The organism is Pseudomonas sp. 31 R 17, assembly GCF_900004915.1.
GTDB classification, from domain to species: domain Bacteria; phylum Pseudomonadota; class Gammaproteobacteria; order Pseudomonadales; family Pseudomonadaceae; genus Aquipseudomonas; species Aquipseudomonas orientalis_A.
Window position 1 is genome coordinate 318,299 of the sequence record NZ_CVTN01000065.1, and the last position, 14,293, is coordinate 332,591.

The window sequence follows — 14,293 nt, forward strand, 5'->3', positions numbered from 1 at the left end:
GAGTGTTCCAAGTTAAAGCCAGCAGGTAGTAACAGACGCCTGAGGGAAGGGTGGCTCCCTCAGGGGATAAGCTTAGTCAGGTATCAGATTTTTACTTCTGGCGCTGGTTTGTCGCTTGGGTTGGCGATCAGCTCCTTGACCTTGTCGCTCATCGGGAAGTTGAGGTTCAGGCCTTTCGGTGGGATCGGGCTTTCGAACCATTTGGCGTAGATCTTGTTGATTTCGCCGGACTTGTACAGGCTGACAATGGCGTCATCCACGGCTTTCTTGAAGTCCGGGTCGCCTTTGCGAACCATGCAGGCATAGGCTTCGAAGGACTGCGGAGTACCGGTGATGACCCAGTCGTCCGGCTTCTTGGCCTTGGCTTCTTCACCGGCCAGCAGGGCGTCGTCCATCATGAACGCTACGGCGCGGCCGCTTTCGAGCATCTGGAAGGATTCGCCATGGTCTTTGGCGGAGATGACGTTCATGCCCATCTGCTTGTCGGCGTTCATCGCCTTGATGATGCGCTCGGACGTGGTGCCGGCGGTGGTCACGACGTTCTTGCCTTTCAGGTCGGCAAAGTCGGCGTAGGACGGCTTGCCTTCCTTGTCTTTCTTGACCAGCAGGCGGGTGCCGATTTCGAAGATGTTGGTGGTGAAGTCAACTTGCTGGGCGCGTTCGGCGTTGTTGGTGGTCGAGCCGCACTCAAGGTCCGCAGTGCCGTTCTGGATCAGCGGGATGCGCGTTTGCGAGGTCACCAGGTTGTACTTGACCTTCAGGTCTGGCTTGTTCAGGTCCTTCTTCAGGGCTTCAACGACGGCCAGCTGAATGTCATGGGAGTAGCCGACAGGCTTGCCCGAACCATCCGCAATATAGGAAAACGGGATGGAGCTGTCGCGGTGAGCGAGAGTGATAGTGCCGGAGTCGTTGATTTTCTTCAGCGTGCCGGTGAGTTCGGCGGCGAAAACTGGAGTGCTGATCAGAGCAGCAGCGATAGCTGCGCCCAGGATATGGGGAACGATGCGCATCAATACTTCCTCGACATTTGTTTTTTTTATGAAGCCAGCGGAACGGCTCTCTTGTACAGCGAATGCCTTGACGGCTCCTGAGGCGTCTCGGGCAATCGTCAGGAAGTGTAGAGCATGAGTCGTGCCATACCGAAAACAAAAGCTTAACGTATTGAATTACATGGAAATTAACTTTGTGTGACAGTCGCTGTCTGCATCGCAGGTACGGCTAACCGAATAGAGAGGACGTATAACGTTCGGAAAACCGAATGTCACACCCGCTGACGGTAGGCGCGAGCTTGCTCGCGAAAAACGCAACAGCGCCGCGGTTATTCTGGATAAACGCGGCGCTCTCGGGTTTTTCGCGAGCAAGCTCGCTCCTACAGTGTCGGGAGGGGGTCAGGCCGCTTCGATCTTGCTGCGGTTCTGTTCAACCCGGGACAGGTAGCGTTGCAGGTTGTCCTGTTCCGCCGCCGTGGTGAACAGGCCCAGCTTGGTACGGCGCCACAGCACGTCCTGAGGCTGCGTCACCCATTCTTCAGCGCACAGGTAATCGACTTCGCGGGTGTAGAGCCCGCCTCCCAGGTGCTCACCCAGATCGGCCTGGGTCTGCACACCTTCCAGCAGGCGCCAGGTGCGGCTGCCGTAGGTGGTCGACCAGCGACGGGCGATTTCGCCTGGCAGCCAGTCGAACTTGCTGCGAATGGCCTCGGCCAGGGCTTCTGGCGTGGTCATGTCTTCGCCGCCGGGCAGGCTGGCCTTGGCGGTCCAGCTTGGGCGCATTTGCGTGAAGTACGGCGCCAGTTGCGCCATGGCCGATTCAGCCAGCTTGCGATACGTGGTCAGCTTGCCGCCGAACACCGACAGGATCGGTGCCTCGCCTATGCCGCCGGACAGCGACAGGGTGTAGTCGCGGGTAATGGCCGACGGGTTATCCGATTCGTCGTTGCACAACGGACGTACGCCCGAATAGGTGTGGACGATGTCGTCACGGCTCAGCTGTTTCTTGAAGTGCGCGTTGACCACCTTGAGCATGTAGTCGGTTTCACCTTCGGTGATAGCCACTTTCGCTGGATCGCCGGTATATTCACGGTCGGTGGTGCCGATGATGGTCAGGTGATTCAGGTACGGAATCGTGAAGACGATGCGCTGGTCTTCGTTCTGCAGAATGTGCGCATGCGCCCCTTCGTAGAGTTTCGGCACGATCAGGTGGCTGCCCTGGATCAGGCGGATACCGTAAGGCGAATCCAGCTTCAGATCCTCCTTGATGAACTTGGCGACCCACGGGCCTGCGGCGTTTACCAGCGCACGGGCGCGGATCGAGAACAGGCTGCCATCGGCACGTTCCATGTTCATTTCCCACAGCCCGTTGCTGCGGTGTGCACTGATGCAGCGGGTCTGGGTGTGGATATGGGCGCCTTTCTCGCGTGCGGCCATGGCATTGAGCACCACCAGGCGGGCGTCGTCGACCCAGCAGTCGGAGTATTCGAAGCCTTTGGTGATTTCGCTTTTCAGCGGGCTGTCGGCGCCGAACTTGAGGCTTTTGGAGCCGGCCAGTTTCTCGCGCTTGCCCAAGTGGTCATACAGGAACAGGCCGGCACGAATCATCCAGGCCGGGCGCAGGTGCGGACGGTGCGGCAGCACGAAGCGCATCTGCTTGACGATGTGCGGCGCCTTCGCCAGCAGCACTTCGCGCTCGGCCAGGGCCTCGCGTACCAGACGGAACTCGTAGTGCTCCAGGTAGCGCAAGCCACCGTGGATCAGTTTGCTGCTGGCTGAAGAGGTGTGGCTGGCCAGGTCGTCCTTTTCGCAAAGGAATACCGACAAACCGCGACCGGCCGCGTCTGCTGCAATGCCGACGCCATTGATCCCGCCGCCGATAACGGCGACATCATAGACTTCGGCAAGCGGTGGGGCAGGCAAGGTAGAAGGGTTCATCGGCTTGGCCTCGCGATCTTTTCGTATTGGAATTCGAACATTAATGTTCATTTGCGAAAATGGTAGCTGATAAATGCGGGCACAGCCAGCCGACTTCGATTGAAAAAACTCATCGAAGGGCGGGGAAAGGAAAATTTGTGAACATGAGCCTGGGCTTGGCTGAAGAAAGAGGGGGTTGGATAAATCGTCATCGGGGGCAAGCCCCCTCCCACACTTGGATGTGCGACGCCATTGAAATGTGGGAGGGGGCTTGCCCCCGATGGGGACCGGCCAGGCGCTAAACGACTTCCAGACGAACCTTATGTTCATTCAACACCTGCACCAGCGCCGGCACCGGCTGCTGATCGGTGACCAGGCAGTCCACCAGGCTGATCGGGCCCAAGCGAATCATGGCATTGCGCCCGAATTTGCTGGAGTCCGCCGCCAGGATCACTTGCCGCGCATTGGCGATAATCGCCTGGGAGACCCGCACTTCCTGATAGTCGAAGTCGAGCAGGCTGCCATCTTCATCGATGCCGCTGATACCCACCAGCGCAAAGTCGACTTTGAACTGGTTGATGAAATCGACGCTGGCCTGGCCAACCACACCGCCGTCACGCCGCACATTGCCGCCGGTCAGCAAGACATCGAAGTCGTCCTTGGCACTGAGCATGGTGGCGACGTTGAGGTTGTTGGTGATGATTTTCAGGTGATGGTGATTGAGCAACGCACGGGCGATGGATTCGGTGGTGGTGCCGATATTGATGAACAACGACGCGTGATCGGGAATCTGCGCCGCAATGGCTTCGCCGATACGCTGCTTTTCATCGCGCATCTGGTCGGCACGCATGGCGTACGCGGTGTTCTCGACGCTGGAGTCATAGGCCGCGCCGCCGTGGTAGCGGCGCAGCAGGTTGGCGTCCGCCAGCTGGTTGATATCGCGGCGGATGGTTTGCGGGGTGACAACGAACAACTGCGCCATTTCCTCGATACTGACGTAGCCGCGTTCGCGGACCAGTTCGAGGATTTGTTGTTGGCGGGGAGGCAGATTCATGGGGCGTCCTTTGGGCTGCCATACAAAAGTGGCCCATGATGACGCAGGAATCCGCTCCCTGCCAGTTACAACCTGCGGTCGGCTTATTCAGCGCCTTCGTGCGGCTCCCAGTCACGGGTGCGGCTGACCGCTTTTTGCCAGCCGGCGTAGAGCTTCTCCTTGGCGCCCTCGTCCAGTTGCGGTTCGAACTCGCGCTCGATGACCGCCTTGCCGCGCAACTCATCCAGGCTGCCCCAGAAGCCGCACGCCAGGCCGGCCAGGTAGGCCGCGCCCAGTGCGGTGGTCTCGCGCATTTGCGGGCGCTCGACCTGGGTGCCGAGGATGTCGGCCTGGAACTGCATGAGGAAGTTGTTGGCCACCGCACCGCCGTCCACGCGCAGGGCCTTGAGGCGTTCGCCGGAGTCCTGCTGCATGGCGTCGAGCACGTCGCGGGTCTGGTAGGCAATCGACTCCAGGGCGGCACGAATGATGTGATCCACGCGTACGCCACGGGTCAGGCCGAACAGTGCGCCACGGGCGTACGGGTCCCAGTACGGCGCGCCCAGGCCGGTGAACGCGGGCACCAGGTACACGCCGTTGCTGTCCTTGACCTTGCCGGCGAAGTATTCGGTGTCGGTGGCATCGGCGATGATCTTCAGCTCGTCACGCAACCACTGTACGGTGGAGCCGCCGTTGAATACCGCACCTTCCAGGGCATACGTCACTTCGCCACGGGGGCCGCAGGCGATGGTGGTGAGCATGCCGTGCCTGGATTTCACCGCTTTGTCGCCGGTGTTCATCAGCAGGAAGCAACCGGTGCCGTAGGTGTTCTTGGCCTGGCCGGCTTCGACGCACATCTGGCCGAACAGTGCCGCCTGTTGGTCGCCCGCGATGCCGCCGATGGCGATGCCGCTTTTGGTACGGCCGTAGATTTCCGACGACGACTTCACTTGCGGCAGCATTTCGCGCGGTACGTCGAGGATCTCCAGCATCTTCGCATCCCACTCCAGCGTGTGGATGTTGAAGAGCATGGTGCGCGAGGCGTTGGTGTAGTCGGTGACGTGGGTCTTGCCGCCGGTAAATTTCCAGATCAGCCAGCTGTCGATGGTGCCGAACAGCAGTTCGCCGTTACGCGCACGCTCGCGGCTGCCTTCGACGTTGTCGAGGATCCACTTGAGCTTGGTGCCGGAGAAGTACGGGTCGGTGACCAGGCCGGTGGTGTCATTGATGTACTGCTCGTGGCCGTCACGTTTGAGCTGCTGGCAGATCTCGGTGCTGCGGCGGCATTGCCAGACGATCGCGTTGTAGATCGGGCGGCCGGTGACTTTGTCCCACACGACGGTGGTTTCACGCTGGTTGGTGATGCCAATGGCGGCGACCTGGTCATGGTGCAGGCCGGCCTGCGCCAGTGCTTCGACCATCACCGCGCTCTGGGTCGCGAAAATTTCCATCGGGTCATGCTCGACCCAGCCCGCTTGCGGGTAATGCTGGGTGAATTCACGCTGGGCGGTGCAGACCACGTTGGCGTCGCGATCGAAGATGATCGCCCGGGAACTGGTGGTGCCCTGATCAAGGGCAATGATGTAGTTCTTATTCTGAAGGTCGGTCATGTCAATTGCCTTGGACGAAATAAGGAAGTCAAAAATCAGCCGGGGTCACGAAGGGCAGGGACCCTGGCTGGCGCTTTCAGGAAATACGGGTCTTGCCGTTGACAGCCGTGTCAGTTGTTTCAGCTATAGCAGGTGCGGCGCTCGGCAGATGACGGGCAATCAGCCCGCGATACGCGGCAGCGCCGAGGCATGCGCCGACAATCGGCGCGAAAATCGGTACCAGGAAGTAGGGAATATCGCGGCCGCCAGTAAAGGCCATTTCACCCCAGCCGGCGAAAAAGGTCATCAGCTTGGGCCCGAAATCCCGCGCCGGGTTCATCGCAAAGCCGGTCAGCGGGCCCATGGCGCTGCCAATCACCGCGATCAGCAGGCCGATCAGCAGCGGAGCCAACGGGCCACTTGGCAGGCCATTGTTATCGTCCGTCAGGGCCATGATCACGCCCATCAGGATCGCGGTGATGACCATTTCCACCAGGAACGCCTGGGCCGTGCTCAGCAGCGCATGGGGATAGGTGGAGAACACCGAGGCCAATTCCAGGCTGGCCTGGGAGCCACGCACCATGTGGTGAGTTTGTTCGTAATCGAAAAAAAGATTGCTGTAGAGCGTGTACACCAGTGCGGCGGAACAGAAGGCCCCGGCGATTTGGGCGAGGATATAGAAGGGCAGTTTGCGCTTTTCGAAATCGGCGAAAATGCACAGGGCGATACTCACCGCCGGATTGAGGTGAGCCCCGGAAATACCGGCACTCAGGTAGATCGCCATGCTGACGCCGACGCCCCAGATAATGCTGATTTCCCACAAGCCAAAGCTGGCACCCGCGACCTTGAGCGCAGCGACGCATCCGGTACCGAAGAAGATCAGCAGCGCAGTGCCGAGGAATTCGGCCATGCATTGGCTCGAAAGTGAGGGCTGTTGAAGAGCAGTTGTCATGGAAAACCTCAGTTGTTGTTCTTGTCTGGCGCACTGCCTCAACGGGCGGTTGCGCGATTTTCACCGTGGCAAGGATCCCCATCCTGGTCACGGCTTACTGCTCGAGTACTGGGGAGTTATTCCTACAGCATTCGGAAACGAAAAAATATAGACAAGAATGACCGCTGTCAAAGGTCGAAAGTGAACGGTTGGTCATTTAAGAACTATTGGTGTGGTGAATGATCATCGAATCAGTCAGCCGTGTATGCGCTTGAGCGACTGTACTAGAGCGTTTTGCGCAGGCTTGGCCTAGAATCGACGGTCAGTTTGATCTTTCGGAGCCCACATGACGCCTGCCTTGGACCTGTTGAAAAAAGTTCGCGCCGAACATCGTATCCACAGTTATGAACATGATCCCAAGGCGGCGTCGTATGGCCTGGAGGCCGCGGAAAAATTGGGCCTCGACCCGGCGCAGGTGTTCAAGACGTTGCTGGCCAGCAGTGAGAAGGGTGAATTGCTGGTGGCGGTGGTGCCGGTCGTCGGAAGTCTTGATCTCAAAGCCCTGGCGAATGCAGCAGGCGTCAAGAAAGTCGAAATGGCTGACCCGGCGGCCGCGCAGCGTTCCACCGGGTATCTATTGGGCGGTATCAGCCCCTTGGGGCAAAAGAAGCGTTTGCGCACGTTCATCGATGTGAGCGCGCAGCCGTTTGCGACGATTTTTGTCAGTGCTGGCCGGCGCGGGCTGGAAGTAGAGCTGCCGGCCGATGTGTTGGCTGAGCATACCCAAGCCAGGTTCGCGCCGATTGGCCGGGCCTGATGGGCTCGCCCTAATGCCAGTAGGAGCGAGCTTGCTCGCGAAAAACGTCAACGATAACGCGTGCTTCCTGAATGAACGCGGTGCCTGTGAGTTTTTCGCGAGCAAGCTCGCTCCTACAGGATTAACCCGGTTTTTTCAGGTAGCTGCTTACGCCTGGAACAGCACCAGATGCTCGGCAGCCACTCGAATGCCCACATCCGCGCCGACCTGCTGATCGACATGGCTGGGAAAAATCGACTCCAGCTGCGCGCCGGTCGCAAGTTGCAGGCGGTATAGCGTTGACGCGCCGAGGAAGGTCTTGCCGACAATCCGCGCTTTCAGCGCACTGTCCGGCGCGTAGACGATGTCATCCGGTCGCAGCAATACATCCACCGCGCCACCGGTCGGCCAGGTATAGGCACGGTTGCCACGCAGCTCGCCCAGCTCGGTGCTGACGGACTCGGGCGAGCTCAACTGGCCGCGAATGAAATAGCCCTGGCCGATAAAGCTGGCCACATACGGCGTCTGCGGCTCGTGATAGAGGTTGTAGGGCGTATCCCATTGTTCAAGACGACCCTCCTTGAAAACGCCCACATGGTCGCTGACGGCAAAGGCTTCCTCCTGATCATGGGTGACCAGGATCGCACTGGTGCCGCGCGCCTTGAGAATGTCGCGCACTTCATGGCTGAGCTTGCGCCGCAGTTCGCCATCCAGGTTGGAAAAGGGTTCGTCCAGCAGCAGCAATTGCGGTTCCGGCGCCAGGGCGCGGGCGAGGGCGACGCGTTGTTGCTGGCCACCGGAAAGCTCGTGGGGGAAGCGTTTGCCCAGGTTTTTGAGGTTGACCAGTTCCAGCAACTCGGCGACCACACGCTCTTTGTGCGGGTGCTTGCGGATGCCGAAGGCGATGTTGTCGGCCACGCTCAGATGAGGAAACAACGCGTAATCCTGGAACACCATGCCGATACGACGTTTCTCCGGTGCCAGCGTGAAACCGGCACTGGAGATCACTTCGCCCGCCAGGCTGATTTCGCCTTCGTGCACCGGCTCGAACCCGGCAATGGCGCGCAGGGTGGTGGTCTTGCCGCAGCCCGAGGAGCCGAGCAGGCAGCCAATGTCGCCCGCGTTGAGGTGCAGGTTGAGGTTCTGCACCACCCGTTGATCTTGATAGCCGCATGCCAGATTGCGCAGGCTCAGCAGTAATGGCTGGCTCATGCGTGGTGGTACGACGGCGGCACGAGGAATTCGAGCAGGGCCTTTTGCGCATGCAGGCGGTTTTCGGCCTGGTCCCAGGCGACCGAGCGCGGATCGTCGAGCAGGTCCAGGCTGATTTCCTCGCCACGGTGGGCGGGCAGGCAGTGCATGAACAACACGTCCGGCGCGGCCAGGTCGAGCAGGGCGCGGGTCACCTGGAATGGCGCGAACAGGGCCAGGCGCCTGGCGGTTTCGTCTTCCTGGCCCATGGAGGTCCAGACGTCGGTGCTGACCAGATGGGCGCCGACCACCGCGTCTTTCGGATCGCGCAGCAGTTGCACACGGCCATCGGCCTTGGCCATGAACTCGGCGCTGGGTTCGTAACCCTCGGGGCAGGCGATGCGCAGGTGGAAGTCGAACTGGATGGCCGCTTCTATATAGCTGTTGCACATATTGTTGCCGTCGCCGACCCAGGCCACGGTCTTGCCCTGGATCGAGCCGCGGTGTTCGAGGAAGGTTTGCATGTCGGCCAGCAACTGGCACGGGTGCAGGTCATCGGACAGGCCGTTGATCACCGGCACGCGCGAGTTGGCGGCAAATTCGGTCAGGGTGCTGTGGGCGAAGGTACGGATCATCACGGCGTCGAGCATGCGCGACATCACGATGGCGCAATCGCTGATCGGCTCGCCACGGCCCAATTGGGTATCGCGTGGCGACAGGAAGATAGCCTGGCCACCCAGCTGAATCATGCCGGCTTCGAAGGACAGGCGGGTGCGGGTCGAGGACTTCTCGAAAATCATCCCGAGCACGCGATTTTTCAAAGGCTCAAACAGTACGCCGCGGTTACGCAGGTCTTTAAGCTCAATGCCTCGACGGATCACGCTGACCAGCTCTTCGGGCGTGCAATCCATCAGGGAGAGAAAGTGCCTTGCGCTCATCATTAACTACCTTTTTGCAACAGACCGCAGATACTCAAAGCCTTGTTTATTGTGACAACGGGCGAGACCTGCGGCGAAAGCCGCACGGGGCGACGAAATAGGGGAAGGCGCGATATTGACATTAAATGTCGCGTCTTACCAATAGGAGGCTTATTTTTAGGGGCTCTAGCCAGACGCCTTTGGTGCGATGGGCCACAACCGGGCCAATTTGTACATTCTCAGCTTGTTCAGTTCGGCCCAGTCGGATGCGCAGTTGATCCACTTCGCGTAGGTCGAGAGCAACATTTGTACACTGTGACCAAGCTGGTTTGCAATGAACGCGGTATCCATGTTCGCCATCAAGCACATCGTGGCGTGGCATTGCGGCGAACGCCGGTCGACTCCCATTCTAGGGCTGATACCACTGGACGCAGGCATCAGTAACGACAGCGGTAAGGTGCGGATTGTGTGATAACACCTATCAACTGAACCGCGCACGAAACTTGGCAAGTGGTATCAGGGGCGCGCCACCATCGTCGGATACGCAAGCGGTAACTCTTAGGAGGCCGGTTCCGCAAACGACAACAGGCGTGCCATTTTCAACGAATATCACTTTCCCGGCTGTTCGATTCTCTATCTGCACATCGTCCAACTCTTCAGCTGCAAGGATGCGAGCCGGGACACCATCTACCCGGCAGAACGCGCCGCGATAGGGGTTGCCGACTGCATCGATCATGCGTCGAATTCGTCTGGCCGACTGGGTCCAGTCAATTTGATAATCCTCGTCGTCTCGCCACAGGCTATAGCTCGCCTCGCTATGGTCCTGTGCTTTAGCCTTCAATGGCTCTCCACTGGACAACGCTTCCAGCACCGCCAGACCTGAATGCAGGTAGCATTCGTTTACAGCTGTGATCGCCTCAGCAATGGTGATCGGGTAACGGATAGGCACGGATGTCTGATGGATGATGTCGCCACGATCATATTCGCTGGCGCCGAAGATTGCCGACACCCCGATCCTGCTTTCTCCGTTGATCAGCGCATTGACCAATGGCGCAAACCCTCGGTATTTCGGGAGCAGTGAGTCATGGAAAACGATCAGCTTCTGTGCTGGGTGATCTATTAGCCATCGCCAAGATATGGCCATGGCGTATTCAGTGGAGAGTCCTTGAAAGTCTTTGCGCTGGGTGTGTTTGACGCCAGCTCTATCGCATACACCGGCGATTTCAGCGGAGTAATCGTTGGTGAGTGCCGAATCTTGTCCGATGACCACCTCGGCGATAATACTTTTGAACTGGGAAACAGCCTGTTCGGTAAAAGCCAGCCCTTTTTCAGTCATGACAAACAGGGTCAGCATTGGTGTAAGAGTTGTGGCTATCATTGCAATCCTTCCACGGGGATAGGGTAGGCGGCGAAGATAGCCACAATTTTTAGCATTGGCAAAGTTAGTTGCGTTCGTTCGTTTCGGCAGGACGCCGTAGATACCTGGGCCAATTCTTGGGCCAGGGATGAATTTTGATAGCGGGGATGGGGGGGGGGCGACGGGGGGATCGGCTCGAAAGCCTTCTGCGTCGCAAGCAGCGCAAGGCAATGCGCAGGGGCGCCTATGGGAAGTTTCTGAAGCATTTGCTCACGCTTAGCCATGCGCTTGCCTATAGCTGTCGATTCACCGCGCGAACGTTGCTGGCGCACCGCGCAGGCGCGGCCCATAGTTGAACAAAGCCCTTATAAAAGAGACTGGCCATGACCAAGACTCTCCATCACCGTGCCTGCCACCTGTGCGAAGCCATCTGCGGCCTGACTCTGGAAACCACCCGAGACGACGACGGCGGCCTGTCGATCACCTCAATCAAGGGTGACCCGCTGGACACCTTCAGTCGCGGGCACATCTGTCCCAAAGCCGTGGCATTGCAGGATATCCAGAATGATCCGGACCGCCTGCACCAGCCCATGTTGCGCGTGGGCAGCGAGTGGCAACCGATCCCGTGGGAAGACGCGTTTGCGCTGGTCGCCGAACGCCTTGCGGGCATCCAGGCCAGGCATGGGCAGAATGCGGTAGCCGTGTATCAAGGCAACCCCAGCGTGCACAACTACGGGCTGATGACCCACAGCAACTACTTTCTTGGCCTGCTGAAGACTCGTAACCGGTACTCCGCAACCTCGGTGGACCAACTGCCCCATCACCTCTCCAGTCACCTGATGTACGGCCATGGCCTGTTGCTGCCCATTCCGGACATTGACCACACCGACTTCATGCTGATCCTGGGCGGTAACCCGCTCGCCTCCAATGGCAGCATCATGACCGTGCCCGATGTTGAGAAACGTCTCAAGGCGATTCAGGCCCGGGGCGGAAAAGTGGTGGTCGTCGACCCGCGACGCAGTGAAACGGCGGCGATTGCCGATCAGCATCTGTTCGTGCGCCCCGGCGGCGATGCCGCTTTGTTGTTCGGGCTGCTCAACACGCTGTTTGCAGAAGGGTTGACCCGCGACAGCCATTTGCCGGTTGAGGGGCTTCAAAGCGTGCGCCAGGCGATCGCCGGGTTTACCGCCGAGGCCATGAGCCGTCAGTGCGCGGTGCCTGCCGAGCAGATCCGCCAGTTGGCGCGTGACTTCGCCGCAGCGGACAAGGCTGTGTGTTATGGGCGTATGGGCGTCTCGACCCAGGCATTCGGCACGCTGTGTCATTGGCTGGTGCAGTTGATCAATCTGGTCACCGGCAATCTGGATCGCGTGGGCGGCGCCTTGTGTACCACGCCGGCGGTGGACCTGGTGGCGTCGACCGGAGGCGGGCATTTCAACCGCTGGCAAAGCCGCGTATCCGGGCGACCTGAATACGGCGGCGAGCTGCCGGTGTCTGCCTTGGCCGAGGAAATGCTCACCGAAGGTGAAGGGCAAATCCGCGCCCTGGTGACGGTGGCCGGCAACCCGGTATTGTCGACGCCCAACGGCCGTCAGTTGGAGCAGGCGCTGGAGGGGTTGGAGTTCATGGTCAGCGTCGATCTCTACATCAACGAGACCACGCGCTATGCCGACCTGATCCTGCCGTCCACATCGGCATTGGAGAACGATCACTACGACACCACTTTCAATATGTTCGCGGTGCGCAATGTCACGCGCTTCAACCGCGCGATCCTGCCCAAGCCTGACGGTGCGCTGCACGACTGGGAAATTTTCGTCGGCCTGGCCAAGGCGTTTGCGGCGCATACCGGCGTGGTGCTCAAACCGACGATGCCGCCCGCGCAGATGATCGACTTTGGACTGCGCGCCGGGACTTACGGCGATGCCTCTGCGCACAAGCTGTCAGTGGCGATGCTGGCCGATCATCCCCATGGCGTGGACTTGGGGCCGCTCAAGCCCAACCTGGCCGAGCGGCTGAAAACCGTCGACGGCAAGGTGCAGGCGGCGCCGGCTGTGATCCTGGCTGACCTGGCGCGCTTTGCCGCGCAACCGCAACCGGTGGCTGACGAACTGCTGCTGATTGGCCGTCGCCATGTGCGCAGTAACAATTCCTGGATGCATAACTATCACCGGCTGGTGAAGGGCAAGCCGCGCCATCAACTGCTGATGCACCCCGACGACCTTGCCAGTCGGCAATTGAGCGACGGTCAGCGGGTGCGGGTCAGTTCGCGCATCGGCATGGTCGAAATCGAGGTGGTGGCCAGCACCGATATGATGCCTGGCGTGGTCAGCCTGCCCCACGGCTGGGGGCACGGGCGCCCGGGTGTGCAGATGAGCATCGCCAGCGGCCAGCCCGGGGCGAGTGCCAACGACTTGACCGACGAGCGGCAATTGGACGAGCTGTCGGGCAATGCGGCGCTCAACGGCGTACCGGTGAACGTTTCGGCTGCTTGAGGTTGGCTGTCGGCGCGCCCGAGCATCCTGCAGGTTTTTTGCGTTACAATGCGCCACCGTGCCGACCCGTGAGTCGCAAAGTTCCTGCAGAGGTGTTCCATGGATATCATCGAAACGATCAAAGAGCAGATTGCCAACAACACCATTCTGCTTTACATGAAAGGCGCGCCAAACGCTCCCCAGTGCGGTTTTTCCGCGAAGGCTTCCCAGGCTGTGATGCAGTGTGGCGAGAAGTTCGCTTACGTGGATATCCTGCAAAACCCTGAAATCCGCGCGAACCTGCCAAAGTACGCCAACTGGCCGACGTTCCCGCAGCTGTGGGTAGCCGGTGAACTGGTCGGCGGTAGCGACATCATCACTGAAATGGCAGCTGATGGCTCGTTGCAGGCGCTGATCAAAGACGCAGCAGCAAACGCGGCAGCCAAGACCGACGCTTGATTGGCTTGCAATAAAAAGCCCCGCTTCTCGTGAGAGAGCGGGGCTTTTTTGTACCTGAACGCTTGGGGTTATTCGCCCATCTGCGATTGCAGGTAGTTTTCCAGGCTGACTCTGTCGATCAGGCCCAGTTGGGTTTCCAGCCAGTCGATGTGTTCTTCCTGGTCTTCAAGGATATCTTCCAGCAATTCGCGGCTGCCATAGTCGCCCGTGGCTTCGCAGTGAGCGATGGCGGCCTTGAGGTCGCTGTGGCTCTTGCGTTCAAAGCCCAGGTCGCTGCTGATCATTTCCTGGGTGTGCTCGCCGATATTCAGCTTGCCCAGGTCCTGCACATTCGGCAGGCCTTCCAGGAACAGGATACGTTTGATCAGCGCATCGGCGTCCTTCATGGCCTTGATCGATTCTTTGTATTCGCGCTTGCCGAGCTTTTCCAGGCCCCAATCGTCGTACATGCGTGCATGCAGAAAGTACTGATTGATCGCGACCAGTTCATTGGCAAGGATTTTGTTGAGTTGCTGGATGACTGAGATGTCGCCTTTCATGACTGGGGTCCTGCCCTGTAATAGCTGTGTATGGGCGGAGTTTGAGCGGCGACAATCCCGGTGTCAAACCTAAGTTATTGAATAATAAATGAAAATTAATCGGA

12 protein-coding genes and 1 pseudogene are annotated in these 14,293 nt (G+C 59.4%); 3 read left to right on the top strand and 10 right to left on the bottom strand.

The features are described from left to right. Window positions 1–83: 83 nt before the first annotated feature. The 5 genes from BFP89_RS13610 to BFP89_RS13630 all read right to left on the bottom strand — a co-directional run bounded on the left by BFP89_RS13610 (window position 84) and on the right by BFP89_RS13630 (window position 6,480). Window positions 84–1,010: a glutamate/aspartate ABC transporter substrate-binding protein gene (locus BFP89_RS13610; protein WP_065885989.1), complete on the bottom strand. Its 927-nt coding sequence runs from the start codon at window positions 1,008–1,010 to the stop codon at window positions 84–86. Between the two features lie 378 nt (window positions 1,011–1,388). Next, the gene (gene glpD / locus BFP89_RS13615) at window positions 1,389–2,927 is read right to left on the bottom strand and encodes a glycerol-3-phosphate dehydrogenase (protein WP_065885990.1); all 1,539 of its coding nucleotides are present in this window, start codon (window positions 2,925–2,927) and stop codon (window positions 1,389–1,391) included. 277 nt (window positions 2,928–3,204) lie between these two features. Further along, complete coding sequence (locus BFP89_RS13620) at window positions 3,205–3,960, bottom strand: DeoR/GlpR family transcriptional regulator (protein ID WP_057724781.1); 756 nt, start codon at window positions 3,958–3,960, stop codon at window positions 3,205–3,207. An 83-nt stretch (window positions 3,961–4,043) separates the two neighbouring features. Continuing rightward, window positions 4,044–5,549 carry a glycerol kinase GlpK gene (gene glpK / locus BFP89_RS13625; protein ID WP_065885991.1) on the bottom strand — a complete coding sequence of 502 codons (1,506 nt, stop codon included), beginning with the start codon at window positions 5,547–5,549 and terminating at the stop codon, window positions 4,044–4,046. Between the two features lie 76 nt (window positions 5,550–5,625). Further along, entirely contained in the window at window positions 5,626–6,480 is an 855-nt protein-coding gene (locus BFP89_RS13630; protein WP_065885992.1) for an MIP/aquaporin family protein, read from the bottom strand. 325 nt (window positions 6,481–6,805) lie between these two features. Between BFP89_RS13630 and ybaK the strand changes: the two genes are divergently transcribed. Further along, window positions 6,806–7,276, top strand: a complete 471-nt coding sequence (gene ybaK, locus BFP89_RS13635; RefSeq protein WP_065885993.1) for a Cys-tRNA(Pro) deacylase — start codon at window positions 6,806–6,808, stop codon at window positions 7,274–7,276. Between the two features lie 147 nt (window positions 7,277–7,423). Here ybaK and BFP89_RS13640 read toward each other — a convergent pair whose 3' ends face one another. The 4 genes and pseudogenes from BFP89_RS13640 to BFP89_RS13650 all read right to left on the bottom strand — a co-directional run bounded on the left by BFP89_RS13640 (window position 7,424) and on the right by BFP89_RS13650 (window position 10,741). Further along, window positions 7,424–8,467, bottom strand: a complete 1,044-nt coding sequence (locus BFP89_RS13640; protein ID WP_065885994.1) for an ABC transporter ATP-binding protein — start codon at window positions 8,465–8,467, stop codon at window positions 7,424–7,426. Next, window positions 8,464–9,384, bottom strand: coding sequence for an ornithine carbamoyltransferase (gene argF / locus BFP89_RS13645; RefSeq protein ID WP_065885995.1), 921 nt, complete (start codon window positions 9,382–9,384; stop codon window positions 8,464–8,466). The genes BFP89_RS13640 and argF overlap by 4 nt, the downstream gene beginning before the upstream one ends. Before the next feature lie 165 nt (window positions 9,385–9,549). Continuing rightward, window positions 9,550–9,741: pseudogene (locus BFP89_RS29350) on the bottom strand (hypothetical protein); the annotation flags it as partial. 103 nt (window positions 9,742–9,844) lie between these two features. Next, on the bottom strand, window positions 9,845–10,741 hold the full coding sequence (locus BFP89_RS13650) for a methionyl-tRNA formyltransferase (protein WP_083208059.1): 897 nt from the start codon (window positions 10,739–10,741) through the stop codon (window positions 9,845–9,847). A 362-nt stretch (window positions 10,742–11,103) separates the two neighbouring features. Between BFP89_RS13650 and BFP89_RS13655 the strand changes: the two genes are divergently transcribed. Both BFP89_RS13655 and grxD read left to right on the top strand, forming a co-directional pair. Beyond that, entirely contained in the window at window positions 11,104–13,212 is a 2,109-nt protein-coding gene (locus BFP89_RS13655; RefSeq protein WP_065885997.1) for a molybdopterin oxidoreductase family protein, read from the top strand. 99 nt (window positions 13,213–13,311) lie between these two features. Then, window positions 13,312–13,650, top strand: a complete 339-nt coding sequence (gene grxD, locus BFP89_RS13660; RefSeq protein WP_027604591.1) for a Grx4 family monothiol glutaredoxin — start codon at window positions 13,312–13,314, stop codon at window positions 13,648–13,650. Window positions 13,651–13,718: 68 nt separating this feature from the next. Here grxD and bfr read toward each other — a convergent pair whose 3' ends face one another. Continuing rightward, on the bottom strand, window positions 13,719–14,189 hold the full coding sequence (bfr, locus tag BFP89_RS13665; protein ID WP_065885998.1) for a bacterioferritin: 471 nt from the start codon (window positions 14,187–14,189) through the stop codon (window positions 13,719–13,721). Between the last annotated feature and the right edge of the window lie 104 nt (window positions 14,190–14,293).